Raw genomic sequence first — 25,832 nt, 5'->3', positions numbered from 1 at the left:
ATGGCGATTCATATTGCACTGGCCAAGGGCCGTATTCATAAAGTAGTCATGAAGTATTTAGCCGAAAGCGGCTATGATTTCCCGACGTATTCCGAAGAAAGCCGCAAGCTCATCTTTGAGGACGCCAAGGGCCAGCTTAAAGTGACCCTGGTCAAGTCGCCGGACGTCGCCGTCTACGTCGAACGCGGCGCTGCCGATGTGGGTATCGTCGGCAAGGACGTCCTCATCGAAGAGGCGCCGGGCGCTGACGTCTACGAAGTCATGGACCTGGGCATCGGCCGCTGCCGCATGGCCGTCGCCGGCATTGCCGGCAAGAAGGTCGACATGACCAAGCGCATCACTATCGGCACGAAATACCCGCGCATTGCCCGCGCCTATTTCGAAGCCAATCACCACAGCGTCGACATCATCAAGCTCAACGGGTCCGTCGAACTGGCACCGATCGTCGGCTTGTCCGATGTCATCGTCGATATTGTTGAAACGGGCAACACCTTGAAGGCCAACGGCCTGGAAGTTCTCAAATACTTCATGGATTTCAGTGCCCGCATGATTTGCAATCCCGTTTCTTTTAAGATGAAATATGACGAAATCCAGCAGCTCATGGAAGTCATCCGTGAACACAGCATGAAGGCATAACTAAGGGGGAGTTAGAGTGGAATGGATAGATGTACCCAGTAAAGGGTTGACCTTACGCGACATTCGCCGCATTACCAAACGCGATCAGGCAGAAAGTGAAGACATCCGCAAAGCCGTCGAAGCCATCCTGGCCGATATCGAACAGCGCGGCGACGCAGCTGTCCGGGAATATACAAAGCGCTTCGATGGCGTGGATTTGGACAGTTTCCTCGTTTCGCCGGAAGAAATCGACACCGCCGTCGACATCGTCGGTCCCGATTTCATGGCCATCCTCGAAGAAGCGGCCGCCAACATCCGGGCTTATCATGAACGGCAGGTCGAACAGACCTGGATCGATACCTTCCGTCCCGGCGTCCGCCTGGGGGCCAAGTTCACGCCAATCCAGCGCGTCGGCGTCTACGTTCCCGGCGGCACGGCTGCCTACCCGTCGACGGTCCTCATGGACACCATCCCGGCCCACGTCGCCGGCGTCCCGTCCATCGCCGTCTTCACGCCGCCTGCCAAAGACGGTTCGGTCAATCCCTACATCCTGGCTGCGGCCCATGTCGCCGGCGCTACGGAAATCTATAAAGTCGGCGGTGCCCAGGGCATTGCCGCGGCTGCTTACGGTACAGAAAGCATTCCGCCAGTCTTTAAGATCGTCGGTCCCGGCAATGCTTACGTGGCCATGGCCAAGCGCCTGGTCTTCGGCACCGTCGGCATCGACATGATTGCCGGTCCCAGTGAAGTCGGCGTCCTGGCCGACCACGACGCCAATCCGGTCTGGGTCGCTGCGGACCTCCTGGCCCAGGCGGAACACGACCGCCGGGCTGCAGTCTTCCTGGTCACGCCCAGTGCCGCCTTTGCCGGCGAAGTCGAAGCCGAAGTACGGCGCCAGCTGGAAGAACTGCCGCGCAAGGACATTGCCGCCGAATCCATTGAAAAGCACGCCAAGTTCTTCATCGTCAAGGACAAGGACCAGGCCGTGGATATTATGAACCTCATCGCACCGGAACACTTGGAAATCGCCTTCAGCGACGCCGAAACGTGGGCTAAAAAAATCGTCAATGCCGGCGCCATCTTCATGGGTCCCTATACGACAGAACCCTTGGGCGACTACTTCGCCGGACCGAACCATACCCTGCCGACCATGGGCACGGCGGCTTTCTCGTCGCCCCTCGGTGTCTATGATTTCGTCAAGCGCAGCAGCCTCCTGGAATACGATAAGGACGCCTTCGGCGCCGTCGCCGACAAGGTCATGCGTTTCGCCAATGTCGAAGGATTGCAGGCACACGGCCTGGCAGTAAGGAGGAGAATCGATGAATAATAACTGGCTCCGCAATACAATCCGTTCCTTTGAACCTTATGTCGTTCCGGAAATCAAAGAGCATATCGTCATCAATGCTAATGAAAGCCCTTATAACATCTTTGATTTCCCCCAGGTCAAGGCCGATTTCCTGGAACGCCTGGCCAAGACGCCGTCGTACCACTATCCCGACCCCTTTGCCGAAGAACTGCGGGCAGCCCTGGCCAAATACGTCGGATGCCAGCCTCAGGAAGTGCTCGTCAGTAATGGCGGTGATGAAATCATCAGCCTCATCATGAATACCTTCCTCAATCCCGGCGATACCCTCCTGACCCATACGCCGACCTTCGATATCTACAGCATCGACGCCGAAGTCCTCGGCGCCCAGGTCGTCACCGTATCCGACCTCGACGGCTACCGCCGCGACCGCGACGGACTCCTGACCAAAGTCAAGGAACTCCAGCCGAAAGTGACGGTCCTCTGCAATCCGAACAACCCGACAGGGGAACTGCTGCCCCTGGATTACGTCGAAAGCCTGGTCCAGGCTGCCGACAATATCGTCGTCATCGACGAAGCCTACCTGGAATTTGCCGGTGCGCCGAGCATCATCACCAAGCTCTCCCAGTACGATAACCTCATCGTCATCCGCACCCTGTCCAAGGCCTTCGGCCTGGCCGGCTGCCGCGTCGGTTACGGCGTGGCCCAGAAAGAGCTCATCGACGCCCTGGGCCTGACCAAGCTCGTCTACAACTTGAACATCCTCTCGCAGAATGCCGCCCTGGCCGCCATGGACTATGCCGATGACATCCTGGCCCACAACATTCCTCCGACGTTGGCAGCCCGTCAGTATTTCATGGACGCCTTGAAGGATGTGCCCGGCCTTACGGTCTACTCCAGCTCGACGAACTTCGTCCTGGTCCGCGTCCCCGACGGCCCGGCCATGGTCAAAGCCCTGCACGATGCTGACATCTGCGTCCGCTCCTATAAGGCAGCAAACCTCAAGAACTGCCTGCGCATCACCATTACCACTGACGAAGTCGTCCGCAAGGTCGTCGCCGTCATGACCGAGGAGGCGAAGAAAAATGCGTAGTGCCCAGATCGAACGGGAAACGGCAGAAACGCAGATCGCCGTCTCCCTCAACATCGATGGCTCCGGTACCTTCGGCGGTACGACGGGCATCGGCTTCTTCGACCACATGATGAACCTCCTGGCCTGCCACAGCGGCATGGATATTACCCTCCACGTCCACGGCGACCTCGACGTCGACACGCATCACACCATCGAGGACCTGGCCATCGTCTTCGGCGATGCCCTGACCAAGGCCCTGGGCGACAAGAAGGGCATCAACCGCTATGGCATGTTCTACTGCCCCATGGACGAAGCCCTGACGCGGATTGTCATCGACCTCAGCGGCCGGCCGTACTTAGTGTATGACGTGAAGCTCGCTGTCGAACGCATCGGGACCTTTGAAACGGAAATGCTCAAGGAATTTCTCTATGCCCTGGCCGACCACGGACGCATGAACCTGCACGTCACCAATCTCTATGGCGAAAATGCCCACCACATCGTCGAATCGGTGTTCAAAGGGCTGGGCCATGCCTTGAAAGAAGCCGTCCACATCGAAGGCGACGAAACGAGTGTCTTGTCGACAAAAGGGGTGTTATGATGAAGATTGCGATTATCGATTATGAAGTTGGCAACCTGGCCAACGTATACAATGCCTGGAAGCGCCTGGGCATCGAAGCGGTCATTACCCGCGACCCGGCTGTCATCCGCGACGCCGACATGGTCGAACTGCCCGGCGTCGGTGCCATCCGCGATGCCATGGGGAATTTACAGAAATTCGACCTCATCCCGCTCCTTCAGGAACAGGTCCAAAGCGGCAAATTCTTCATGGGCGTCTGCCTGGGCATGCAGGCCCTGTTTGAAAAGAGCTATGAAGGCGGTACCTATGACTGCCTGGGCTTCCTGCCCGGCGACATCGTGCCTTTCCACACGAAACTGAAAGTGCCCCACATGGGCTGGAATGAATTGGAATTTCGTCAGGGACACTGGCTCCAGAAAGGCCTGCCGGCCCATCCGTACGTCTATTTCGTCCATTCCTACCATAAATCGCCTGTCGATACGCCCGACGTCATCGCTACGGCCGACTACGGCCAGCCCGTCCCGGCTATCTGCGGCAAAGACAATGTCCTGGGCTTCCAGTTCCATCCGGAAAAGAGCGGCCGCGTCGGCGAACAGCTTCTCCGGAACGTCGTCGATTACGTCATGAAGAAAGGGTGAGACTATGATCGTATTTCCTGCTATCGATATCCAGAACGGCCATGCTGTCCGCCTGCGCCAAGGCGTGAAAGACGACAGCACGACGTATTTCGAGAACCCTGTCGACGCCGCTGTCAAGTGGTGTGACGAAGGGGCCATGTTCCTCCACGTCGTCGATTTGGACGGCGCCTTTTCAGGAACATTGACCAATGCCTCCCTTATCGGCGACATCTGTGAAGCCGTCGACATCCCCGTCGAAGTAGGCGGCGGCATCCGCAGCCAAGAAGCTATCGAAACGTATTTAGAAGCCGGTGTCAACCGCGTCATCATCGGGTCGAAAGCCGTCGAAGACCCGGAATTCATTACGGCCATGGCCAAGAAATACGGTTCGTCCCTGGCCGTTTCTATTGATGCCAAAGGCGACGTCGTCGCCACCCGCGGCTGGGTCGATGGCAGTGACAAGAAGGTCCTGCCCTTTGCCCAGTCCATGCTCGACATCGGCATCAATACCCTGGTCTATACGGACATCAGCCGCGACGGCATGTTGACAGGGCCGAACTTTGAAATGCTCAGTCAGCTCCAGCAGCTGCCTTTTATCCGCCTCATTGCGTCCGGCGGCATGAGTAGCATCGACGATCTGAAGAAATTACAGGCCATGGGCGTCTACGGGGCTATTACCGGCAAGGCGCTCTACGAGGGGAAAATCACCATGGCCGAAATCCGCGCCTTAGGGGGAATGTAAGATGTTGGCAAAACGTATTGTACCGTGCCTGGACGTCCGCGATGGCCGCGTCGTCAAAGGCAAGCAGTTTAAACATATCCAGGACGTCGACGATCCTGTCAAACTGGGGAAATTCTATTCCGACCAGCTCGCCGACGAACTCGTCTTCTACGATATTACGGCGACCCATGAAAAACGCCATATCTTCATCGACGTCGTCCGCGCCGTAGCCGAAGCCATTACCATTCCCTTTACCATTGGTGGCGGCATCAGCAGCATCGACGACTTCCATCAGGTCCTGCGGGCTGGCGCCGATAAGGTATCGGTCAATTCGGCTGCCGTCCGCCGCCCCGAACTGATACGCGAAGCGGCCCAGCGTTTTGGCAGCCAGTGCGTCGTCCTGTCCATCGACGCCAAGCGCGACAACCACGGCAGCTGGCAGGTCTACGTCGAAGGGGGCCGCAAGAATACGGGCATCGACGCTATCGCCTGGGCCAAACAGGGCGTCGCCCTGGGGGCCGGTGAAATCTGCATGAACTCCATGGATGCTGACGGTGAAAAGGCCGGCTTCGACCTGGAACTGAACCGCCGCCTGGCGACGGAACTGCCTGTGCCCATCATCGCTTCCGGCGGTGCCGGCACGATGCAGGATTTCAAAGATGTCTTCGACGTCGGCGTCGATGCCGCCCTGGCCGCTTCGGTCTTCCACTTCGGCCAGATCGACATCCCCGATTTGAAGACCTATTTACAAGGACAGGGAATTCCCATGAGAGGGGCAGAAGAATAAATGGAAAGTGTATCGATGAAAGACATTAAATTTGATGAAAAGGGCCTCGTACCGGCCGTCGTCCAGGAAGGGTGCAGCGGCAAGGTCCTCATGGTAGCTTATATGAACGCCGAAGCCTTGAAGCGCACCGTCGAAAGCGGCGACGCCTGGTATTACAGCCGCAGCCGCCAGGAATTATGGCATAAAGGCGAAACGTCGGGCCATTTCCAACACGTCCGTTCCATCGCTGTCGACTGCGATGCCGATACGATCCTCTTGACGGTCGACCAGGTCGGCGCCGCCTGCCATACAGGCCATAAATCGTGTTTCTTCCGGTCCATGACGGAATGGGAAAAGACTTACACCGGCAATCTCTCCATGCTGTCGGACCTGCGCGAAGAAATCAGTGAAAAGCGCGTCCATCCGACGGAAAAATCCTATACGGCCTACCTCTTGCAGACGGGCATCGACAAGATCTGCAAGAAAATCGGCGAAGAATCGTCGGAAGTCATCATTGCCGCCAAGAACGCCGACCCTGTCGTGAAAGACACGTCGGCCGAAGCAGACAACCTGCGCCTGGAAGTCTGCAAGGAATCGGCGGACCTCTTGTATCACCTGTCCGTCCTCTGGGAAGACACGGGCGTCACCGTCAACGACGTCATGAAGGTCCTGGAAGAACGGTCCCACGTCAAGGGCAACAAGAAGACCGTCGGCCATTTAGATAAGACTTTTTAGGGAAGAAGGGGAAGGCGCATGAAGAAAGTGATTTTTGACGTCGATGGCGTCTTGCTCAGTGAAAAGCGCTATTTCGACGTATCGGCCCTGGTCGTCTGGGAATGGTATTACAGCCCGCGCTATATGCACCTCAAACCGGAACGGATCACGGCCGACCTCGACGACGAGACCATCGCCGCCTTGCGGGCCCGTTTCTGGAGAAATGACGACATCTTATTGTGGCTCAAGAAACACGGCGTCAACAGCAACTGGGACATGGTCCACGCCCACATCGTCGTCACGCTGTGGCTCATGCTGGAACAGTACGTAGCCGACCACGGCTGCCTGGACGGCTGCCTGAAGAAAGTCGACGACGTCCAGTACCTGGGTTCCCTCCTGCGGGGCTATCCCGTGCCGACGGCAGACGACGTATACCGCCGCCTGGACAATGTCATTCCCGAACGGGCCGGCAAGGACGAGGTCTTTACTTATTTGACCGATGCCGTCCAGTCGTCCCTGGGGCCGAGCTCCCGCCAGTGGACGCCCCTCAATTCGCCCTTGTGGCAGATGGAATTTGAAGCTTTCCAGGACTGGTACTTCGGCGACGACCTCTACGAAAAGACCTACGGCAAGGAGCCGTATGCGCCGGGGAAGCCGGGCTTTTTGACGCGGGAAGAACCGCTGGGGACGGTCGACGGTATCCGCAATATGTTCAAGACCTTGAAGAAGCGGGGCTATCAGATCGCCATCGCCACGGGGCGGTCGAAGATGGAAATGGAGATTCCCTTCCAGACCTACGGCTGGCTCGATGAATTTGATGAACACTACGTAGCGACGTACAGCGACGTGGAAGAAGCCGAAGCCATGCTGCACATGTCCCTGGACAAGCCCAATCCCTTTGCGTATTACCTGGGGGCCTTCGGCAAGAACAAGAAACGTTATCTCGACTACGTCAGCCATCCCGATGACTTCAAGAAGGGCCTTTACTACGTCGTCGGCGACTCCCTGGCCGATGTCTGGTGTGCCCGGGCCATGGGGGCTACCATGATCGGGACCCTGACCGGCATCGACGGTCCGGCGGCCAAGCCCATGTTCCAGAAGGAACATGTCCGCTATATCGTCGACTCGGTCGAAGAGATTTTAGATATTTTACCATAGGAACTATCATGAAGATTACAGCTATTGAAATCGGGAAGATTGCCATTCCCTTGAAAACGCCGTTCATCACGGCCCTGCGCCGCGTCGACGTCGCCGAAGACCTGGTCGTCAAGGTCCATACCGACGACGGCCATACGGGCTACGGCAACGCGCCGGCGACGGTCGTCATCACCGGTGACAGCCACGAATCAGTCGCCGCTGCTATTCGATATACCATCGGGCCGAAACTCATCGGCCGGGATATCGACGACCGCGAAGATATCCTCGACACGATCCACCAATCCATGGTCCACAATACGTCGGCCAAAGCCGCTCTGGACATGGCCGTCCACGACCTCTTCGGCCAGCGCTACGGCCTGCCCCTGTATCGTTTCTTCGGCGGCCGCAAGACGCGCATCGCATCGGACCTTACGATCAGCATCAATGACCCGGCTGGGATGGCGGCCGATGCGTGCCAGGCCGTCGCTCTGGGCTACAGCCACTTGAAGTTGAAAGTCGGCATCGACCCGGCCATTGATTTCCAGCGCGTCGCCGCCATCCGCCAGGCCGTCGGGCCGGATATCACCATCCGCCTCGATGCCAACCAGGGCTGGAAGCCGAAAGAAGCCATCCGCCTCATCGGCCGCATGGAAGACGCCGGCCTCGACATCGAACTGGTCGAACAACCCGTGGCCGCCGCCGACTTTGAAGGCCTGAAACAGGTCACGGACCACGTGGCGACGGACATCATGGCCGACGAATCGGCCTTCAGTGCGAAAGACGTCTTCCGCCTCCTGGCCATGCGGGCCTGCGACCTCATCAACATCAAGCTCATGAAGGCCGGCGGTCTGGGACCGGCCGCCCAGATCGCCGCCATGGCCGATGCCGCCGGCGTCGGCTGCATGATGGGCTGCATGCTGGAAAGCAAAGTCGGCATCACCGCCGCGGCTGCCCTGTCTGCCGGCAAGGCCGTCATCACCAAGAACGACCTCGACGCGGCCGACCTCATGGCTGCCGACCCCGTCCGGGGCGGCATCACCTATGACAAAGACCACCTCGTCGTCCCCGACGCGCCGGGCCTGGGCATTACGGCCATTGAAGGTTGGCAGCCATTAAAAGATTGACACCGGCGCCGACATTTTTTATAATAAAATAAGTCTGAAAAAGTTAGTTATGGAACCCTTCGGCTTGTACAGCAGGTCTGAAGGGTTCTTGTGCGATGAATCATTTTTTATAAGGAGGCAACATGCGTTTACGAAGAAAACCGTGGATTGACGAGGCTATCAAGGATTACAGTGATTTTCTCCATCTGGAAAGCTGCGAAAGCTATAAGGGGAAATGGCGGACCCTGTTCAAGGACCCTGATGCACCGCTGTGGGTCGAACTGGGGACGGGGAAGGGGAACTTCATTTCCCAGATGGCCCAGATCCATAAGGATGTCAATTTCATCGGCATCGAGATCCAGGTCGGCGTCCTCTATTATGCCGGCAAGAAGTGCGCCGCAGCCGAAGTGGACAACGTCCAGCTCCTGCGCTTCGACGTGGCCCGGCTGGAAGATATTTTTGCGCCCGGCGAAGTAGACCGCTTCTTCATCAATTTCTGCGACCCCTGGCCCAAGAAGCGCCATGCCAAGCGGCGCCTGACGTATCGCGGTTTCCTCGACCGCTACGCACGGCTCCTCCGTGAGGGTGGCCAAATTTACTTTAAGTCCGATAATGCGGGCCTCTTCGATTTCACACTGGAAGAATTTCGGGAATGTGGCTGGCCCTTGTCAGAAGTGACGTACGATTTGCATAACAGCTCCATTTTGAATGAAGCCATGACGGAATATGAAGCGAAGTTCAGCGCTAAGGGACAGCCTATTTTCCATTGCGTCGCTACGCGTCCCAAGGAAGTGATTGATCATGTTAAAACCCAGATTGACCGTCAAGACCCGGCACCGGAGGACTAACGTTCTCTGGCTGGTAGGGATATTTTCCCTTCTCATCGTCATCGGCATGGAAAATATCCTCAGCTCGACCTTTGTCCTAGACGGCGGCAGCACGGTCTACGGCTATCTTCTGAAGCAGCTGGTCTTCCTGGTCATAGGCCTGCTGACAGCCCGGGGAATCTGGCATCTGGGCTATCAGTGGCTGCGCCATTGGTGCAGGCTCTTTTTCCTGGCCAGCGTTCTCTTGCTCTTCGCCGTCAAAGCCTTTGGCATCACTGTCAACGGGGCCCAGCGCTGGCTGGGCTATGGCATCGTGTCGTTCCAGCCGTCGGAATTCGCTAAGCTGGCAGCCATCGTCTGTATGGCAGCGGCTTTGACCTTCTTTTGGGACTGCCACGGCGAGAAGGCAGCCGTCATCGGCAGATTTGTCAAAAATTGGCATGTCGAAGAGTGGGAGCCCTTTTTATTGAAGAAAGACAGGCTTTTCAAAAGTTATGGTCTGCTCTGTCTCATCCCACCGCTGATCCTGTCCGCCATTATCCTGCTCCAGCCGGATGCCGGCACGGCTATCATCCTTTTTGTACCGCCGGTGTTGATGCTCATTTGCAGCGGCATCCCCTTCTATGACCGTCATTGGCCGTGGTGGAAGGTACTCGTGTTTGTCATTGTGACCTTGGCCATCATCGGTCTGTCCTTTTATTTCTTTGCTCATGATTATCAGAAAGACCGCATCCGGGCCTGGCGGAGTCCTGATTCCTATAAGAAGACAATCGGCTATCAGATATATCAGAGCCTCGTCGCCATCGGTTCCGGCGGCGTCTGGGGACAGGGGATGGGGACGGGCATCAGCAAGTTCAGTTATCTGCCCGAAGCCCATACGGACTTTGCCTATGCCATCATCTGCCAGGAATGGGGATTCCTGGGGGCTATCCTGGTCCTGGTCGTGTTCCTGGCCTTGATTTATTTCGGCGTCCAGGCGGCCGGTTCCTGTCAGGACCGGTTCGGCATGTTCCTGGCCATGGGCATCACTTTTTCCCTCGGCGGCCAGGGCCTGGTCAACATGGCCATGGTCACGGACTGTTTTCCCGTCGTCGGCGTCCCGCTGCCTTTCATCAGTTATGGCGGGTCGTCCCTCATTTTGAACCTCATTTCCGCGGCCTTGCTGCTGCGCATCAGTTATGACAATTACATCGACGCCGCCCGGGCGCAGGACATGACGGACCATCAGGCCTGGCAGGCTTTGCGGCCGCCCTTTATTCGGCATTAGAATTTAGGAGGATTTTATGGAACAACGAAGAATTATACATGTAGAAGAACGGCTTCCCATCTTGCCGACGATTCCTTTAAGTTTACAGCATCTTTTTGCCATGTTCGGCTCGACGGTCCTGGTACCGTTCCTGCTCCACGTCGACCCGGCGACGGCCCTGTTCATGAACGGCGTCGGTACGCTCATTTATCTGACTATTTGTAAATGGCGCCTGCCGGCATACCTCGGCTCGAGTTTCGCCTTCATCTCGCCGGTCCTGGCCGTCTGCTCGACGTCGGGCATGTCCTATGGCGATGCCCAGGGGGGCTTCATCGTCTTCGGCCTGTCCTTCATGGTCCTGGCGGCCATTGTCGACAAAGTCGGCACCAAGTGGATCGACGTCCTCTTTCCGCCGGCTGCCATGGGTTCTATCGTAGCCATCATCGGCCTGGAACTGGCACCGCTGGCCATGAATATGTCCGGCTATATGGGCGAAGTCCAGGGCATGTCCAATGAAACGGCCATGATCATCTCGACGTTTACCCTGGTCGTCACCATCCTGGCTACCGTTCTCGGCCGGGGCTTCATCGGCATCATTCCCATCCTCATCGGCGTCATCGCTGGGTATATCCTGTCCTTCTTCATGGGCGTCGTCGACTGGACCCATGTCCAGGAAATGCCTTGGTTTGCCATCCCGACCTTCTACAAACCAGAATTTAATCTCAGTGCCATCATGATGATCATGCCGGCCCTGTTCGTCGTCCTGGCAGAACACTTGGGCCACCTCTTCGTCACCAGCGATATCGTCGGCCGCGACCTCATCAAGGACCCGGGCCTGCACCGGTCCCTCTTTGCCGACGGCTTGTCCAACGTCCTGTCCGGCCTGGTCGGTTCGACGCCGAATACGACATATGGTGAAAACATGGGCGTCATGGCCATTACCGGCGTATACAGCACGTGGGTCATCGGCGGTGCTGCCGTCTTTGCCATCCTCTTTTCCTTCATCGGCAAGATCGCAGCCCTCATCCACGCCATCCCGACACCGGTCATGGGCGGCGTCTGCATCCTCTTATTCGGCTTCATCGCCGCTTCGGGCCTGCGCATGCTCGTAGAAAAGAAGGTCGACTATACGCGCTCGAAGAACCTCATCCTCACGGCTGTCACCATGATTTCCGGCCTCAGCGGGGCGACTATCATCCTCGGGCCGGTCCAGCTCAAGGGCATGGGCCTGGCTACGGTCGTGGCCATGGTCATGAGCCTCGTTTTCCTGTTCTTTGAAAAAATCCATTGGGCCAACGAATAAGGCGGCCTGAAAGGAGTTCCGTCTATGACTATTTCCCAACCGAAAACCCGCGACGATTTGATCGCGCTCCTCTCGATTACCGATCCTGATGAACTCCAGGCTCTCTATGATGCGGCTTATGCCGTCAAGGCTGCCAATGTGGGCCGCGTCGTCTATTACCGGGGCCTTGTCGAATTTTCCAATTACTGCATCAAAGACTGCAAATACTGCGGCATCCGCAAGAGCAATGACGAAGTGGAACGCTTCGACACGCCGCGCGACGATATCCTGGCCATGGCCCGCTGGGCCTGGGAAAACCGTTACGGATCCCTGACCCTCCAGTCCGGCGAACGGCAGGATGAAGCCTTCATCGACTACGTCGAAGGCCTCGTCCGCGACATCAAGGACCTGAGCCACGGCGAACTGGGCCTGACCCTCTGCGTCGGCGAACAGACGGAAGACACGTACCGCCGCTGGTTCGAGGCCGGTGCCCACCGCTATCTCCTGCGCATCGAAACGAGCAATCCTGACCTCTACGCCACCCTCCATCCTCAGGACGGCCATCACCGCTGGCAGGTCCGCAAGGATTGCCTGGACAGCCTGCGCCGCATCGGCTATCAGGTAGGGACGGGCGACATGATCGGCCTGCCCGGCCAGACCCTGGGTGACTTGGCTGATGACATCCTCTTCTACCGCGACATGGATATCGACATGATCGGCATGGGGCCGTACGTCGTCCATCACAATACGCCTGTCGGCAAACAGGTACTGGCCGGCGGCCTGGACAGCGACGAGGAAAAACGGCGGCGCCTGGAACTGGGCCTCAAGATGATTGCCGTCACGCGTCTCTTCCTGCCCGACGTCAACATCGCAGCCACGACGGCCCTCCAGGCCCTCCATCCCCTGGGACGGGAACTGGGTCTCAAAGCCGGGGCCAACGTCCTCATGCCCATCGTCACGGTCCCCAAATACCGGCCGCAGTACCTCTTATACGACAACAAACCCTGCGTCGACGAAGTACCGGACCAGTGCAAGAACTGCATCAGCGCCCGCGTCGCCTCCGTAGGCGACACCATCGGCCTGGGACAATGGGGCGACTCGCCGCACTTTTTCCATAAAAAGTAGGGGCGCCCAAGTGCGCCCCGCCGGTCGCAGTTCGCAGGCCGCAGGCCGCTTCAGAATCAGATTGACAACATCACTTCAGAATACTCGTGACTCGTAAAAAAAGCCCCGATTGGGGCCTTTGCTAACCACTCAAAAAGGGCTGTCGCATGTGCGACAGCCCTTTTTGGAAGCTGGCGGAAAGGGTGGGATTCGAACCCACGGTGCGTTGCCGCATCACTAGTTTTCAAGACTAGCTCCTTAAACCACTCGGACACCTTTCCATAACGAAACTATTATAGCAGAGTTTTTACAATTCCGTCAAGGACGGCGCAGGGACTTGCTAATTGACTTTTATATGGTATATAATTAGGTGTATCTTTATGTCTAAATCTTTTGTTTATAGAAAAGGGGCAGTGATAATGTATCACATAAGTGTTTTGACAGGACGTCAGGATGAAGATGATTTTGGAGAGAGACTGCGCGATGTAGCGCGCGTTGAATATTGTCCTCCCGGAGATGAAGAAGAAATGGCCGACAGGCTCGAAGATGCGGACATCATCGTCTGCAAGTCCGAACCGATTACGGCTTCCCTTCTGAAAGAATTGGATGATCTGAAATTGATCGTCGTTTTATCGACGCGGTCGGATAATGTCGATTTGGAGGCTGCCCGGGAAAGGGGCGTCATGGTCATCAACAATACGTCGTACTGTGTCGACGACATCGCAGACCATACGTGTGCCATGATCCTGGCCCTCATCCGCCAGCTGCCGGAATACCAGAGCGATATCCGCACCAACAGCCGTTGGGAATACGGGTCCGTTTCCTGGCCCATTCACCGTGTCAGCAGCAATCTCATCGGCCTCGTCGGATTTGGCCATGTCGGCCGCGCCGTCGCCGCCCGTCTCCAGGCTTTTGGATGCAAGATCCAGGCTTATGATCCGTTTGTCAGTGAAAAGGTCATGATGGAACGCAGTGTCCGTCCCGTCGATTTTGACAAGCTTCTTCAGACCAGCGACGTCGTATCACTTCACATGCCGCTCAACGAAACGACACGTTACATCTTCCAGGACGAACAGTTCGAGGAAATGAAAGAAGGGGCCATGTTCGTCAATTGCTGCCGCGGCGGCCTGGCGGATGAAGCGGCCCTTTATCATGCTGTCGACGACGGCCACATCCGCAGTGCCGCTCTCGACGTATTATCTATGGAACATCCGAGCCCGATGCTGCTCAAGATGATCGCCCGGCCGGAATTCCTGCTCACGCCCAATGTCTGCTTCCATTCCGTAGAAGCCGACAAGGCCGTCCGTGATGATGCCGAACGGTATATCCGTTTGTTCCTGGCCGGCCATTACGACGAGCTGCCCGTTGTGACCCGGCGGGACAGCGAAGAATCTTAACGAGAGGGGCTGTACAATTTGCGTATATGGAAACTGGCCTGTCTGGCCGTTCTTTGCTGCTTCATGCTGGTTGGCTGTACGCCGACGCAGAGCGGCGATACGGCCAAGGCGGAAAAGCCGCAGCCGGCGCAGGTAGAAATGGCCGTGCCCAAACAGGGCATCCCGGTCCTGATGTACCACATGATCGGCGATGTGCCGGACAACGACGCGGTCCTCTTGGAATCGCACTTCCGGGAACAGATGAAGTTCTTGAAGGACAATGATTTCCATCCCATCACCATGGATCAGCTCTACGACTATATGGTCCACGACAAGCCCGTACCGGTCCGGCCGGTCGTCCTTACCTTTGACGACGGCTATCCCGATACGTACAGCATCGTCATGCCCGTTTTGAAGGAATACGGCTTTGCCGGGACGGTCTTCGTGCCGACCTATGATACGGACCAGGCGACGCGCCTGAACTGGCAGCAGGTCAAAGAAATGAAGGCTGCCGGCCTGACCATCGCGTCCCACAGTCATCATCATGAACGGGCGACGGACATGACGGGCAGTACCTTTGCCGATGAAATCAAGAAGAGCCAGGCTGAACTCAAGGAACAGCTGGGCATTACCAACGAATATTTCTGCTATCCCTATGGCGGCTATACGAAGAGCGCCGGCGACGCGTTGAAGGCAGCCGGCATCAAACTGGCCTTCACCATGGATCCAGGCTGGGCCAAATACGGGGACAACCCCTATGCAGTCAAGCGCATCTGGATCGGCAATGCCGTCGACATAGAAAACTTCAAGCAGCGCGTCACGACACCGCACTATGAAGAACGCTAACTTTATTATTTTCGAGGTTACTTATGAGGAAACACGTAAAAGAAATCGGTAAGTTTTTTGTCTTTGTCGCCATTTTCTTCGCCTTGACATCGCCTTTTGTCGTCCTCTTCGGACCGTTCGACAATCTGAAGCGCACCGTCGTCGGGGCCATCCTCAAGAGCCGTCATCCCCAGTACATTACCTGGCTCTTTTCGCAGGAAGAAATCGACAAGATCCTGGGCGGCATCAGCTCGACGCCGAAACAGGAATTGTTTAAATTCAAAGCCCGTACCGATTCGACATTGACTTTGAAGAATATCGATTCCAGCCGTTTCAAGGGATTCCTGCTGGAAATCCCGGATCCGCACCGCGTACAGGTCGCGACGGCTGAGAACATGGATGAAAAGGGCGATACGACCAGCGGCATCGCCGAACGTGTCGGCGCCGTAGCTGCCATCAATGCCGGCGGCTTCTACGATGCCAACGGGACCGGCACGGGCCGTCAGCCCTATGGCTTCATCCTCCACGATGGCAAATATCTCCTCGGCCAGGATGCGTCCGACGAGGAAGAAAATGAATTTGTCGGCTTCACCAAGGATGGCAACCTCATTGTCGGCAATTACTCCAAGGCCGAATTGAAAGAAAAAGACGTTGTCGAAGGCATTTCCTTCGGGCCGGCCCTCATCGTCAACGGTGAAAAGATGATTACCCGCGGCGACGGCGGCTGGGGCGTCGGTCCCCGCACGGCCATCGGCCAGCGCAAGGACGGGACGGTCCTGTTCCTGGTCATCGACGGCCGCCAGCCCGGCTATTCTGTCGGGGCGACACTGCGTGACATACAGAACATCATGTATGAAGAAGGCGCGGTCATCGCGGCCAACCTGGACGGTGGTTCCAGCTCGACCTTGTATTATAACGGCAAAGTCATCAACAAACCGGCGGACCTCTTAGGTGAACGCATGATTCCGACGGCGTTCGTCGTCAAGTAGGAGGCAGGCTATGAAAATACGAAAGTTCATCGCAGTCTTTCTGGCAGGCATCGCCGTCCAGGCTGCTATTTATCTCTATCTCGATCAGGTCCTGTTTGCGCCGACGTCGGACTTCCAGATCGGCGGCACGAACCAGCAGGAAGCCATGGGCGAAGGGACGGAACCGAACGGCCGCAGCTTCTATTCCTATGACAAGCGCTTCATGGCGACTATCGTCGACGACAGGGTCACGATTTACGAAGCCGGAAAGAAGAGCGATCCCCAGCGCATCAATCTCCACGGCCGTAAAGTTTCTTTCTTTGAATGGCTGCCCGACCGCAACCTGGCTATTTTCGCTACCTATGGCCGCGACAGGAAAAACGGCAAGTACGGCGTCTACATCGCCCAGTACAACCCGATTTATCCGGACCGCGAACTCGATACGCCTATCGAAGACGCACCGGTCGACAGCAAGATTACCGATGTCGCTTATTCGACAGCGACCAATGTCGTTTACATGAAGCTCCAAGTTGGCGAAAATAAATACCGCATCTACCGGACCGATGCCAACTACGATACGCGCCGCATCCACGTCCAGGCAGAAAACATCGGCCGCATTGCCGTCTTCTACGACTCGGATACCTTCTTCTACGACAACCTGAGGACCGGCGTCGTCTACATGTTCGACGGAGCGACCAGCAGCTGGCGTGAAATCTCGCCGAGCGGCAACTTCCGCCTCATCGGCATCGACGGCCAGGAAATCTACATCGCCGAAATGAACCACGACGACAAGGTCGTAGCCGCTTACCGGGGCCGCCTGCGCGTCGGCTTCAAGAAGATTGCGACGTACAAGACGCCGGAAGAATTTAATAAGATTACCCTTAATAGTATGCACGAAGCGTCGGAAAAATCCGACAAAATGGAAAAGAAGTAGGTGATTGTCATGGCAAAACATAAGATTCCCAAGAACCGCTCCATTGAAGACATGTTCCAGGGCGTTGAAGAAGAAGCGACTTTTGAAACGACGGGCTGGGAAGACGACGAAGTGAGCGTCCGCCGGCCGCAGGCCAAAAAGTCGGCCAAGAAGCAGACCGCATCGGACTTCCGCCGCCAGTTCTTCACGGATGACCTCCAGGAAAAAGTCGGCTCCATCCTGTTGGACATCAAGATGGCTTACTTCAAGGACGGCGTCGGCGACATCTCCCTGGAAGTCGTCAAAGACGGCCGCAACGTCGTCATCAAGACGGCGCCGAAGACGAGCAAGAAACTGAGAAAATGAAAAACGAGGACCTGGAAAAGCGCTTCCGCTGCGGTCCCGTCGAGGCGGCCTATGAGAACTCCAAGTGGTTCTCGGTCTTCATGAAGGTCCTCTTCCTCCTGGTGGCCATCTATTTCTTCTGGCTTATGATGGGCGAACAGCACCTCGTCGAGCACCTCGACAACTGGGCCGTCCTGGCTTTCTGCCTGTGGCGCATCCACCGCCAGGACGACGTCATGTGCTACGTCACCCGGAAAGGCCTCGTCGTCCGCCGCCAGTTCCGGTCCCTCCGCGAGTTCTACGACGATCAGTTCCATGAAGAGCGGAGCCTCGTCTTCCTCCCGTATAAGGATATCTTCGTCATCGGTGACAGCTGGCAGGAAATCCAGCTGGGCGAAGCCGAAGAAGGGGGGCTGGCCGTCCTGCCGGTCCACTTGCAGTTCCTCTCCAAGCGGAACAAACAGCGCATCATCGACCGCATCAAGCAGGCCCATGAGCGCGATGACGACGACAGCGCTCACTGACGGCGCCTGTCATATGTATGGTATGCATAAATCGGCATGGAGACATGCCGATTTTTTATACCCTAAAGCCTTTATCTTTTTAACGAAATAAAGTAAAATAAGGCTTGTACACAACGGTACGTCTAGATGATCTCAAGGGAGCGGATAATCATGGAATGGAGAAAATACGCAGCTGCCGGCATGGCGGCACTTCTGACAGCAACCTTCGTCGCCGGGTGCGGCGCTGACAAACAGACCGACAAGGGGGCGACGGCTCAAAAGGGGAAAATCGTCATCGGCCTCGATGATAACTTCCCGCCTTTCGGATTCCATGATGAAAGCGGCGAGCTCGTCGGCTTCGACATCGACATGGCCAAGGAAGCCAGCAAGCGCCTGGGCATGGAAGTCGAATTTAAGCCCATCGACTGGGACAGCAAGGAAACGGAACTGAAGAGCAAGAAAATCGATGCCATCTGGAACGGCCTGTCCATCACGCCGGAACGGGAACAGAACATCCTCTTCTCCCGGCCTTATGAAAACGGCCCGCAGATCCTGTTAGTCAAGAACGACTCGCCCATCCAGGGCAAGGCCGACCTGGCCGGCAAGATCGTCGGCACCCAGCAGGGCAGCACTGGGTTGGAAGCCATCGAAGCCGAACCGGAACTGCGCGATTCCTTCAAGGAATTGAAACAGTATTCGGATAACGTCACGTCCTTCATGGACCTGGAAGTCGGCCGCATCGACGCCGTTGTCGTCGCCCAGACGACAGCTGCCTACTTCATCAAGAAGAATAACGCGCCCTTCCGCATCATCGACGTCGGCTATCCGGACATCCCCAGCGGTGTCGGCATGCGCAAGGATGACACGGAACTGAAGGCCCGGATCGACAAGGTACTGGAAGATATGCACAACGACGGTACGTCGAAGAAGATTTCTGAAAAATGGTTTGGCATCGACGTCACGATGTAAGGAGGAATTTACATGAATTGGAAAAAAGCACTGGCTGCGGGCACCCTGGCTGTCGCAGCCGTTACCATGATCGCCGGCTGCGGCGGCAATACGGATAAACAGGCAGCACAGAAACTGCCCGATAAGATCGTCATCGGTCTCGACGACAACTTCCCGCCCATGGGTTTCCGCGATGACAGCGGTCAGCTCGTCGGCTTCGACATCGACCTGGCACAGGAAGCGTCCAAGCGCCTGGGCATCCCCGTCGAATTTAAGCCCATCGACTGGGACAGCAAGGAAGCGGCCCTCAAGAGCAAACAGGTCGACATGCTTTGGAACGGCTTGACCATCACGGACGAACGGTCTCAGCAGATTGCCTTTTCCAAGCCGTATATGAATAACGCTCAGCTCCTCGTCGTCCGCGCCGATTCGCCGGTTAGCGACCGGGCCGGCCTGGCAGGGAAAGTCATTGGCACCCAGGAAGGGAGCAGTTCCATCGACGCCCTGGAAAAGAACGCCGAATTCAAGGATTCCCTGGCAGAAGTCAAGAAATACGGTGACTTCGTCAATGCCTTCATGGACCTGGAAATCGGCCGTACCGACGGCATCCTCGTCGACAGCGTCGTCGGCCGTTACTACATGGCCAAGAAGCCGGGCAAATTCAAAGTCATCGACGACAAGATGGGCGACGAAAAATTCGGCGTCGGCATGCGCAAAGAAGATACGCTCTTGCAGGATAAACTCAACGACGTCTTGAAACAAATGAGCGAAGATGGTACAATGACTAAGTTGTCCCAGAAGTGGTTTAACGAAGATATTACCATTAAAGTACAGTAAGCGGAGATTCGCAGTTCGCAGTTTGCAACGGTCCTATGGACCGTATGTAGGGGCCGCCCAAAAGGGCGGCCCGCCTTGCGTATATAAGTGAATCCTATGCCGTATATGTGTTAATTCCCAAAAAGGAGCCAACATGGACTATTTATTTCACATCGTGCCTGCCGTTGCCGTAGGCCTTCAGATTACCCTGAAAATTTTCATCATCACCATCATCCTGAGCCTGCCCTTGGGCATCCTCATGGCTATCGGCCGTATTTCCAAAATCGCCATCCTGCGCAAGGCCATGTACGCCTATATCTATGTCATGCGCGGCACGCCGCTCATGCTGCAGATCCTGTTCATCTACTATGGCCTGCCTTTCATCATCGACGGCCTGAAACTGCCGGCCTTCCCGGCGGCTATCATCGCCTTCGTCCTCAACTACGCCGCGTATTTTGCCGAAATCTTCCGCGGCGGCATCCAGTCCATCGACCGCGGCCAGTATGAAGGTGCCAAGGTCCTGGGCATGACTTACGTCCAGACCATGCGCCGCATCATCCTGCCCCAGGTCATCAAGCGCGTCCTGCCGCCGGTATCGAACGAAACGATCAACCTCCTCAAGGATACGTCCCTGGTCTACATCCTGGCCATGAACGACATCCTGCGCATTACCCGTTCCATCGTACAGCGCGACTTTGATACGACGGCCTTCCTGGTAGCGGCTGTCTTCTATCTGTTCTTTACCTTTATCCTGACTAAGGTCTTTGGATATCTGGAAAAACGCTATGCCGTTTACGATGAATAAGGAGGATTATCATGAGTTTTATTGAAATGGACCATATCCGCAAGACCTTCGGCAGTCTCGAAGTCTTGAAAGACGTTACCCTCCACGTTGAAACGGGGGAAGTCATTTCCATCATCGGCCCGTCAGGGAGCGGCAAGAGTACCTTCCTGCGCTGTCTCTGTCAGTTGGAAACGATTAACAGCGGTTCCATCGTCGTCGACGGCCGGACCATGGTCAGTACGCCGGAAGGAAGCCAGCGTGCCGTCTATGCCCCGGCAGCCGAAGTCCGGGCCATCTGCCGCCGCATGGGCATGTGCTTCCAGCACTTCAACCTCTTCCCGCACATGACCGTTTTGGATAACATTCTGGAAGCGCCGCGCATCGTCAAGAAGATGAAGACCGAAGACATCATGCCCAAGGCCGAAGAACTCCTGAAGAAAGTCGGCCTCTGGGACAAACGCGATGCCTATCCGTCGCGCCTCTCCGGCGGCCAGCAGCAGCGTGTGGCCATTGCCCGCGCCCTGGCCATGGACCCGGACATCATGCTCTTCGACGAACCGACGAGTGCCCTCGATCCGGAACTGACCGGCGAAGTCCTGCGGACTATCAAACAGCTCGCCGATGAACACATGACCATGATCATCGTCACCCACGAAATGGCCTTCGCCAAGGAAGTCGCCGACCGGGTCATCTTCATGGCCGACGGCATCATCCAGGAACAAGGCAAACCGGAAGACGTCTTCGAACACCCGCAGAACGAACGGACCCAGAACTTCCTAAAATCCATGCTGCATTTTTGATTGCAAAATCGCAATTCGCAGGCCGCCAAAGGCGGTCTGAGAGGTTGCCATAGCCGCTTGCGGGAATCCCGTTATCAATCATTTACATGAACGGGCTCGCCACGTGCGAGCCCCTACAGCAAAAAAGGACTTGTCGTCATGCGACAAGTCCTTTTTCCACATCGGGCCCGTCCCCGTCCAGGAGGTAGCCCGTGCGCCCCGTTTTGTGCTATAATGACCTTATACGTGAATCAGACATTATTCTATCGAAAGGTAGGGAACTCACATGACCCAATTGAAATTACGTTCTGGATTTACTTTTGACGTAACCAACCTCTATGGTCCCAATGCAGTAACTGAAGATGAAGTAAAGGCTTTCGCGCCTGTCTATACAAAAGCCCACGAAGCCGTTATGAATATGCGCAAGACCGGTATCATGCCGGGCCATCTCTCGAAAGACGGCGAACCGGAAGAAGTCCTCTTCCCGCAGCTGCCGTACATCGAAGACGGCAACATCAACAGCCCGGAACGCATCTTTGCCCTGGAAGAACTGGCACGGACGACGCGCAACCGCGTAGACGCCGTCGTATTCCTCGGCATCGGCGGTTCTTATCTCGGCGGCAAGGTCCTCTTCGACGTCCAGTGCGGCGAATTTTGGAACCTCAAGAGCACGGCAGAACGCAAGGGCTTCCCGAAAGCCTTCTTTGCCGGCAACAACGTCGACTCCCATAAGATGACAGGCCTCATTCATTTCCTCAAGGCCGATAGCCACACCAAACCGAACTACACGGTCATGGCCGTTGTCATCTCCAAATCGGGTTCGACCATTGAACCCATGTCCAATTACATGGTCCTCAAACAGGCCATGAACGACGCCGGCATTGCCCTGGAAACGGTCGCCGTTACGGACCCCCACGACGGTGGCGATAAAGAAACATTGCTCCACGGCCTGGCCAAGAAATCGGGCTGGCCCATCTTCTACGTTCCCGATGGCGTCGGCGGCCGTTTCAGCGTCTTCTCCGAAGTCGGCCTCATCGTCGGTGCCCTCACGGGCTTCGATATCCGCCAGTTCCTCGACGGCGCCCGCGACATGGACCACGCCTGCCAGAATCCGGATATCTGGCAGAACCCGGCCCTGCTCAACAGCGTCCTCAAATTCCTGGCCGGCAAGAACCACGGCCGCGACCTGGAAGTCCTCATGCCCTATGCGGACAACCTGAAATCCCTGTCCGAATGGTACATCCAGCTCCTGGCTGAATCCCTGGGCAAACGCCTGGATAAACAGGGCAACGTCGTCAACTACGGCCGCACGCCGATCGTCGCCGTCGGTACGACGGACATGCACGCCCAGACCCAGGAACACCAGGAAGGCCCGCAGGACAAAGTCGTCCAGTTCGTCTCCGTCGAAAACTGGCCTGACGACGTCACGGTCCCCCATCTCTATGACGAATACCCGAAACTCGCTGCCTTCAGCGGCCTGCCCTTGAGCCAGATCCTGGAAGCCGCCCGCAGCTCCAACGCCGAAGCTCTCGCCGGTGACGGCCGTCCCAGCGCCAACTACATCCTGCCCGCCCTCACACCGTATCACCTGGGCGAATTGATGTTCATGCTCTGCTTGTCCATCGCATACGAAGGCGAATACGCCAACGTCGACGCCTTCAACCAGCCCGGCGTCGAAGTCTATAAGAAATTCCTCGGCGGCCGCCTGAAGAAATTACAAGAAAAATAGATGATAATATAAGAAAGGCAGATTTTCAATGAATATTCTCGTTACAGGCGGCGCTGGCTACATCGGCAGCCACACGGTCAAAGCTTTATTGGCTCAAGGCCACAACGTCGTCGTTATCGATAATCTTTCCCGCGGCCATCGAGCAGCCGTCCCGGAAGAAATCCCTTTTTACGTCGTCGACATCCATGACATCGACCGGGTACAGCACATCATGGAAGACATGAACATCGACGCTGTCATGCACTTCGCCGCCCATAGCCAGGTCGGCGAATCCATGGAAAACCCGACGATTTACTATGATAACAACGTCGTCGGCTCATACAGCCTCTTGGAAGCCGTACGCCGGGCCGGCGTCAAATACTTCGTCTTCTCGTCGACGGCCGCCGTCTACGGCGAACCGGAACAGACGCCGATTACGGAAGACATGCCTTACCATCCGACCAACGTCTACGGCCAGACCAAGCTCATGATCGAAACCATGCTGGCCCAGTTCAGCCGGGCTTACGGCCTGCGCTACGTGGCCCTGCGCTACTTCAATGCGGCCGGGGCCGATGGAAGCGGCACCATCGGGGAAGACCATACCCCGGAAACACACCTCATCCCCTTGATCCTGCAGACGGCCCTGGGCCAGCGGGACAGCATCAAAATCTTCGGCACCGACTATCCCACGCCCGACGGCACCTGCATCCGTGACTACATCCACGTCACAGACCTTGCAGACGCCCACGTAAGGGTCCTCAAGTACCTCGCCGAAGGGGGAGAATCGCAGTACTTCAACTTAGGCTCTCAGAACGGCTTCAGCGTCCGTGAAATGATCGAAGCCGCCAAGAAAGTCACCGGCAAAGACTTCAAAGTCGAAGAAGCACCGCGCCGCGCCGGCGACCCGGCCATCCTCATCGCCGGATCCGAAAAGATCCGCCGCGTCACAGGCTGGCAGCCGACACACAGCAACGTAGAACAAATCATTGCCGATGCCTGGAATTGGCATCAGCATCATCCGCAGGGCTATGGAGATAAGAAATAAGGTCTTATCCGTCCTGCAAAGGGTAAGGAACGGTATCGTTCAACATCGCAAGACATGGCTTCCCTATATGGGGATATTTGTCTGCCTTGGCGCCATCTGGATGTGGTGGGACGAGCCGTCGCAAGGACAAGAATACACGAAACGGGATGCCGCTCAGCATGAAGCTGGGTCGCATCCCGTTTTTTCTACCCATGACGAAGGAAAACGGGAGCATGGCAACGAAAATCTTGTCTATGATGTCCGACCGGCCTTGCGCTACCAGCCCTTACCCGATTTGTTTGCCAGCAGTCTGCCGAAGAAGACTGTTGCTCCTGAAGCGATACCGCCAGAGGTACCGCCAGCTGCGCCTAAAGAAGAAAAGCAACAACCTGAAAAAGAGAAGAAAGAATGGGCGCTGCCCGTCGTTTGCGGCGCCGTCCATGAAGGAGATATTCACTTGGTCATTTTGAAATGGCAGGGACAGACGGCGACGTGTGCTGCCGGTGAATGGTGGAACGGCTGGTATGTCGCCTACGTCAACCGTCAGGCCACCAGCCTGCAGCGGGATGGACGGGTTTTTGAAATTCCTTTGTAAGGAAAGGCAGGGATGGTTGTGAATGAATGGAAAAAGTGGCTGGCTGTCAGCGTCTGTTGCCTTTGTCCCTGGACAGCGGGAGCCGTCGATGTACAGGTCCAGGATGTGCCGACGCGGACGGTACTGGAAGGACTGGCCAGGTCAGGGAATATCAATCTCGTCGTCGATGACAGCGTGCAGGGGGCATTGACGATGAACCTCCACGATGTCACCTTGGAAGAGGCCTTGCAGGCTATTGCCGACAGCCAAGGCTTGTACTATGAAAAATCCGGACCTATCCGGACGATGACCGGACCCAAAGCGGGAAAAGGCGTCAAGACGTTCCACACCTGGTCTCTGCGCTATGCCGACCCGGCCGTTTTGAAAGAAGCTGTCCAGGCGGCGGTACCGGAAGCCGATGTGCGCTGTCATAGTGATACGAATACCCTCGTCGTCGGCGGGACCCACCAAGTGCAGGCCGCTGTTCATTCCCTGGTGAAGCGCCTCGATGTGCCGGCGCGGCAAGTTGATGTTTCTGTAGAGGTCGCCTCCGTCGATGACAGCCTGTTGAAACAGACCGGTATGGAATGGAATTGGTCGACGGTGGAAGGCGGAGCGGACCACGATGTCTTTTCCCTGACCGGGACAATCCACGCCCTCGAAGAAAAGGGACGGGCTCAGATTCTGGCTTCGCCGCATATGGTGGCCAGCAATGGCCGGGAAGCGCACATCCTCATCGGCGATAAGGTTCCCGTCCAGACGGAGCATCTGTCCGGCAAGGAGACGGCTGTGAGCACGACTTACGAAGAGGCGGGCATAAAATTGACCTATACTCCGCAGATCCATCCGGATAACTCGGTGACAGCTCAGCTGGTGGCGGAAGTGAGTACGCCTGTTTTTGTACCGGAAATGAAGGCCTACCGCATTGCGACGCGCCAGGCCCGGACGGTCGTGCGTCTGCGCGATGGCGAGCCCTTGGTCATTGGTGGTCTGATCCGCCGGGAAGAGGTGGAGCATTTCCGCAAGGTACCCATTCTGGCGTCATTGCCGGTGTTGGGGAAATTGTTTCGTTATCACTATAAGTCGCATAAAAACACAGAAATTGTTTTGGTTCTCAAGTCTCACGTTTTACTTGATTCGTAGTACGTTTTACGTGATTTTCTTTACATTTTTTCGTTACTTTTT

28 protein-coding genes and 1 tRNA gene are annotated in these 25,832 nt (G+C 56.5%); 28 read left to right on the top strand and 1 reads right to left on the bottom strand.

Translation table 11 applies throughout. The annotated features are described in order from the left end of the window. The 14 genes from hisG (at position 1) to hydE (ending at position 13,105) form a co-directional block, all read left to right on the top strand. On the top strand, positions 1-636 hold the full coding sequence (gene hisG / locus NOS26_RS02470; RefSeq protein ID WP_014015201.1) for an ATP phosphoribosyltransferase: 636 nt from the start codon (positions 1-3) through the stop codon (positions 634-636). 16 nt (positions 637-652) lie between these two features. Further along, positions 653-1,942 carry a histidinol dehydrogenase gene (hisD, locus tag NOS26_RS02465; RefSeq protein ID WP_255917217.1) on the top strand — a complete coding sequence of 430 codons (1,290 nt, stop codon included), beginning with the start codon at positions 653-655 and terminating at the stop codon, positions 1,940-1,942. Then, positions 1,935-3,011, top strand: a complete 1,077-nt coding sequence (gene hisC / locus NOS26_RS02460) for a histidinol-phosphate transaminase (protein ID WP_255917216.1) — start codon at positions 1,935-1,937, stop codon at positions 3,009-3,011. The genes hisD and hisC overlap by 8 nt, the downstream gene beginning before the upstream one ends. Next, a complete protein-coding gene (hisB, locus tag NOS26_RS02455; RefSeq protein WP_255917215.1) occupies positions 3,004-3,588 on the top strand; it encodes an imidazoleglycerol-phosphate dehydratase HisB in 585 nt (194 codons plus the stop codon). Before hisC ends, hisB begins: the two co-directional genes overlap by 8 nt. Then, positions 3,585-4,205 (top strand): imidazole glycerol phosphate synthase subunit HisH, encoded by a 621-nt coding sequence (hisH, locus tag NOS26_RS02450; RefSeq protein WP_014015197.1) that lies wholly within the window; start codon positions 3,585-3,587, stop codon positions 4,203-4,205. The genes hisB and hisH overlap by 4 nt, the downstream gene beginning before the upstream one ends. A gap of 4 nt (positions 4,206-4,209) precedes the next feature. Beyond that, positions 4,210-4,926, top strand: coding sequence for a 1-(5-phosphoribosyl)-5-[(5-phosphoribosylamino)methylideneamino]imidazole-4-carboxamide isomerase (gene hisA / locus NOS26_RS02445; protein WP_255917214.1), 717 nt, complete (start codon positions 4,210-4,212; stop codon positions 4,924-4,926). Position 4,927: 1 nt separating this feature from the next. Continuing rightward, the gene (gene hisF, locus NOS26_RS02440) at positions 4,928-5,692 is read left to right on the top strand and encodes an imidazole glycerol phosphate synthase subunit HisF (protein ID WP_014015195.1); all 765 of its coding nucleotides are present in this window, start codon (positions 4,928-4,930) and stop codon (positions 5,690-5,692) included. Continuing rightward, entirely contained in the window at positions 5,693-6,406 is a 714-nt protein-coding gene (hisIE, locus tag NOS26_RS02435) for a bifunctional phosphoribosyl-AMP cyclohydrolase/phosphoribosyl-ATP diphosphatase HisIE (RefSeq protein WP_255917213.1), read from the top strand. It abuts the gene before it with no gap. An 18-nt stretch (positions 6,407-6,424) separates the two neighbouring features. Then, a complete protein-coding gene (locus NOS26_RS02430) occupies positions 6,425-7,543 on the top strand; it encodes an HAD family hydrolase (protein WP_240936522.1) in 1,119 nt (372 codons plus the stop codon). 8 nt (positions 7,544-7,551) lie between these two features. Further along, positions 7,552-8,646 carry a mandelate racemase/muconate lactonizing enzyme family protein gene (locus tag NOS26_RS02425; protein WP_036202424.1) on the top strand — a complete coding sequence of 365 codons (1,095 nt, stop codon included), beginning with the start codon at positions 7,552-7,554 and terminating at the stop codon, positions 8,644-8,646. Between the two features lie 122 nt (positions 8,647-8,768). After that, the gene (gene trmB, locus NOS26_RS02420) at positions 8,769-9,473 is read left to right on the top strand and encodes a tRNA (guanosine(46)-N7)-methyltransferase TrmB (protein WP_074786891.1); all 705 of its coding nucleotides are present in this window, start codon (positions 8,769-8,771) and stop codon (positions 9,471-9,473) included. Further along, on the top strand, positions 9,427-10,719 hold the full coding sequence (locus NOS26_RS02415; RefSeq protein WP_074786889.1) for an FtsW/RodA/SpoVE family cell cycle protein: 1,293 nt from the start codon (positions 9,427-9,429) through the stop codon (positions 10,717-10,719). The genes trmB and NOS26_RS02415 overlap by 47 nt, the downstream gene beginning before the upstream one ends. A gap of 16 nt (positions 10,720-10,735) precedes the next feature. Further along, complete coding sequence (gene uraA, locus NOS26_RS02410) at positions 10,736-12,001, top strand: uracil permease (protein WP_074786887.1); 1,266 nt, start codon at positions 10,736-10,738, stop codon at positions 11,999-12,001. Positions 12,002-12,025: 24 nt separating this feature from the next. Next, entirely contained in the window at positions 12,026-13,105 is a 1,080-nt protein-coding gene (gene hydE, locus NOS26_RS02405; RefSeq protein WP_014015188.1) for a [FeFe] hydrogenase H-cluster radical SAM maturase HydE, read from the top strand. 171 nt (positions 13,106-13,276) lie between these two features. Here hydE and NOS26_RS02400 read toward each other — a convergent pair. Then, positions 13,277-13,365, bottom strand: a tRNA-Ser gene (locus NOS26_RS02400). 138 nt (positions 13,366-13,503) lie between these two features. On the opposite strand from NOS26_RS02400, the gene NOS26_RS02395 reads away from it, so the two are divergent. The 14 genes from NOS26_RS02395 to NOS26_RS02330 all read left to right on the top strand — a co-directional run bounded on the left by NOS26_RS02395 (position 13,504) and on the right by NOS26_RS02330 (position 25,790). Further along, positions 13,504-14,481 (top strand): C-terminal binding protein, encoded by a 978-nt coding sequence (locus NOS26_RS02395; protein ID WP_014015179.1) that lies wholly within the window; start codon positions 13,504-13,506, stop codon positions 14,479-14,481. Between the two features lie 18 nt (positions 14,482-14,499). Further along, positions 14,500-15,306, top strand: a complete 807-nt coding sequence (locus NOS26_RS02390; protein ID WP_014015178.1) for a polysaccharide deacetylase family protein — start codon at positions 14,500-14,502, stop codon at positions 15,304-15,306. Positions 15,307-15,329: 23 nt separating this feature from the next. Next, on the top strand, positions 15,330-16,274 hold the full coding sequence (locus NOS26_RS02385; RefSeq protein WP_014015177.1) for a phosphodiester glycosidase family protein: 945 nt from the start codon (positions 15,330-15,332) through the stop codon (positions 16,272-16,274). 10 nt (positions 16,275-16,284) lie between these two features. Further along, positions 16,285-17,187, top strand: a complete 903-nt coding sequence (locus NOS26_RS02380; RefSeq protein WP_014015176.1) for a hypothetical protein — start codon at positions 16,285-16,287, stop codon at positions 17,185-17,187. Positions 17,188-17,196: 9 nt separating this feature from the next. Beyond that, entirely contained in the window at positions 17,197-17,532 is a 336-nt protein-coding gene (locus NOS26_RS02375) for a hypothetical protein (RefSeq protein ID WP_014015175.1), read from the top strand. After that, on the top strand, positions 17,529-18,035 hold the full coding sequence (locus NOS26_RS02370) for a hypothetical protein (protein WP_014015174.1): 507 nt from the start codon (positions 17,529-17,531) through the stop codon (positions 18,033-18,035). The genes NOS26_RS02375 and NOS26_RS02370 overlap by 4 nt, the downstream gene beginning before the upstream one ends. A 150-nt stretch (positions 18,036-18,185) precedes the next feature. Then, complete coding sequence (locus NOS26_RS02365) at positions 18,186-18,983, top strand: amino acid ABC transporter substrate-binding protein (RefSeq protein ID WP_014015173.1); 798 nt, start codon at positions 18,186-18,188, stop codon at positions 18,981-18,983. Positions 18,984-18,995: 12 nt separating this feature from the next. Then, the gene (locus tag NOS26_RS02360) at positions 18,996-19,799 is read left to right on the top strand and encodes an amino acid ABC transporter substrate-binding protein (RefSeq protein WP_014015172.1); all 804 of its coding nucleotides are present in this window, start codon (positions 18,996-18,998) and stop codon (positions 19,797-19,799) included. A 133-nt stretch (positions 19,800-19,932) separates the two neighbouring features. Next, entirely contained in the window at positions 19,933-20,583 is a 651-nt protein-coding gene (locus tag NOS26_RS02355) for an amino acid ABC transporter permease (RefSeq protein WP_014015171.1), read from the top strand. Between the two features lie 11 nt (positions 20,584-20,594). Continuing rightward, positions 20,595-21,362: an amino acid ABC transporter ATP-binding protein gene (locus tag NOS26_RS02350; protein WP_014015170.1), complete on the top strand. Its 768-nt coding sequence runs from the start codon at positions 20,595-20,597 to the stop codon at positions 21,360-21,362. 265 nt (positions 21,363-21,627) lie between these two features. Then, positions 21,628-23,070, top strand: coding sequence for a glucose-6-phosphate isomerase (locus tag NOS26_RS02345; RefSeq protein WP_074786885.1), 1,443 nt, complete (start codon positions 21,628-21,630; stop codon positions 23,068-23,070). A 28-nt stretch (positions 23,071-23,098) separates the two neighbouring features. Continuing rightward, positions 23,099-24,094: a UDP-glucose 4-epimerase GalE gene (gene galE / locus NOS26_RS02340; protein ID WP_054335891.1), complete on the top strand. Its 996-nt coding sequence runs from the start codon at positions 23,099-23,101 to the stop codon at positions 24,092-24,094. A 67-nt stretch (positions 24,095-24,161) separates the two neighbouring features. Beyond that, the gene (locus NOS26_RS02335; protein ID WP_255917212.1) at positions 24,162-24,668 is read left to right on the top strand and encodes a hypothetical protein; all 507 of its coding nucleotides are present in this window, start codon (positions 24,162-24,164) and stop codon (positions 24,666-24,668) included. A 12-nt stretch (positions 24,669-24,680) separates the two neighbouring features. Continuing rightward, positions 24,681-25,790 carry a type II secretion system protein GspD gene (locus tag NOS26_RS02330; protein ID WP_177183656.1) on the top strand — a complete coding sequence of 370 codons (1,110 nt, stop codon included), beginning with the start codon at positions 24,681-24,683 and terminating at the stop codon, positions 25,788-25,790. Positions 25,791-25,832 lie beyond the last annotated feature (42 nt).

The organism is Megasphaera sp. SC8-1, assembly GCF_024436295.1.
Lineage (GTDB): Bacteria > Bacillota > Negativicutes > Veillonellales > Megasphaeraceae > Megasphaera > Megasphaera elsdenii.
Note: the sequence above shows the minus strand (reverse complement) of the source record. Positions and strands in the feature narration are given on the sequence as shown.

What these genes read in the sequence shown, in the direction of transcription:
- NOS26_RS02330 (WP_177183656.1), top strand. Translation starts at nt 24,681, where the DNA reads ATGGTTGTGAATGAATGGAAAAAGTGGCTGGCTGTCAGCGTCTGTTGC.
- NOS26_RS02395 (WP_014015179.1), top strand. Translation starts at nt 13,504, where the DNA reads ATGTATCACATAAGTGTTTTGACAGGACGTCAGGATGAAGATGATTTT.
- uraA (WP_074786887.1), top strand. Translation starts at nt 10,736, where the DNA reads ATGGAACAACGAAGAATTATACATGTAGAAGAACGGCTTCCCATCTTG.
- hisH (WP_014015197.1), top strand. Translation starts at nt 3,585, where the DNA reads ATGATGAAGATTGCGATTATCGATTATGAAGTTGGCAACCTGGCCAAC.
- NOS26_RS02415 (WP_074786889.1), top strand. Translation starts at nt 9,427, where the DNA reads ATGTTAAAACCCAGATTGACCGTCAAGACCCGGCACCGGAGGACTAAC.
- NOS26_RS02350 (WP_014015170.1), top strand. Translation starts at nt 20,595, where the DNA reads ATGAGTTTTATTGAAATGGACCATATCCGCAAGACCTTCGGCAGTCTC.
- NOS26_RS02430 (WP_240936522.1), top strand. Translation starts at nt 6,425, where the DNA reads ATGAAGAAAGTGATTTTTGACGTCGATGGCGTCTTGCTCAGTGAAAAG.
- hydE (WP_014015188.1), top strand. Translation starts at nt 12,026, where the DNA reads ATGACTATTTCCCAACCGAAAACCCGCGACGATTTGATCGCGCTCCTC.
- hisB (WP_255917215.1), top strand. Translation starts at nt 3,004, where the DNA reads ATGCGTAGTGCCCAGATCGAACGGGAAACGGCAGAAACGCAGATCGCC.
- NOS26_RS02375 (WP_014015175.1), top strand. Translation starts at nt 17,197, where the DNA reads ATGGCAAAACATAAGATTCCCAAGAACCGCTCCATTGAAGACATGTTC.
- hisF (WP_014015195.1), top strand. Translation starts at nt 4,928, where the DNA reads ATGTTGGCAAAACGTATTGTACCGTGCCTGGACGTCCGCGATGGCCGC.
- NOS26_RS02360 (WP_014015172.1), top strand. Translation starts at nt 18,996, where the DNA reads ATGAATTGGAAAAAAGCACTGGCTGCGGGCACCCTGGCTGTCGCAGCC.
- NOS26_RS02380 (WP_014015176.1), top strand. Translation starts at nt 16,285, where the DNA reads ATGAAAATACGAAAGTTCATCGCAGTCTTTCTGGCAGGCATCGCCGTC.
- NOS26_RS02355 (WP_014015171.1), top strand. Translation starts at nt 19,933, where the DNA reads ATGGACTATTTATTTCACATCGTGCCTGCCGTTGCCGTAGGCCTTCAG.
- hisG (WP_014015201.1), top strand. Translation starts at nt 1, where the DNA reads ATGGCGATTCATATTGCACTGGCCAAGGGCCGTATTCATAAAGTAGTC.
- hisIE (WP_255917213.1), top strand. Translation starts at nt 5,693, where the DNA reads ATGGAAAGTGTATCGATGAAAGACATTAAATTTGATGAAAAGGGCCTC.
- NOS26_RS02385 (WP_014015177.1), top strand. Translation starts at nt 15,330, where the DNA reads ATGAGGAAACACGTAAAAGAAATCGGTAAGTTTTTTGTCTTTGTCGCC.
- NOS26_RS02335 (WP_255917212.1), top strand. Translation starts at nt 24,162, where the DNA reads ATGGGGATATTTGTCTGCCTTGGCGCCATCTGGATGTGGTGGGACGAG.
- trmB (WP_074786891.1), top strand. Translation starts at nt 8,769, where the DNA reads ATGCGTTTACGAAGAAAACCGTGGATTGACGAGGCTATCAAGGATTAC.
- hisA (WP_255917214.1), top strand. Translation starts at nt 4,210, where the DNA reads ATGATCGTATTTCCTGCTATCGATATCCAGAACGGCCATGCTGTCCGC.
- hisC (WP_255917216.1), top strand. Translation starts at nt 1,935, where the DNA reads ATGAATAATAACTGGCTCCGCAATACAATCCGTTCCTTTGAACCTTAT.
- NOS26_RS02370 (WP_014015174.1), top strand. Translation starts at nt 17,529, where the DNA reads ATGAAAAACGAGGACCTGGAAAAGCGCTTCCGCTGCGGTCCCGTCGAG.
- NOS26_RS02425 (WP_036202424.1), top strand. Translation starts at nt 7,552, where the DNA reads ATGAAGATTACAGCTATTGAAATCGGGAAGATTGCCATTCCCTTGAAA.
- NOS26_RS02345 (WP_074786885.1), top strand. Translation starts at nt 21,628, where the DNA reads ATGACCCAATTGAAATTACGTTCTGGATTTACTTTTGACGTAACCAAC.
- NOS26_RS02365 (WP_014015173.1), top strand. Translation starts at nt 18,186, where the DNA reads ATGGAATGGAGAAAATACGCAGCTGCCGGCATGGCGGCACTTCTGACA.
- galE (WP_054335891.1), top strand. Translation starts at nt 23,099, where the DNA reads ATGAATATTCTCGTTACAGGCGGCGCTGGCTACATCGGCAGCCACACG.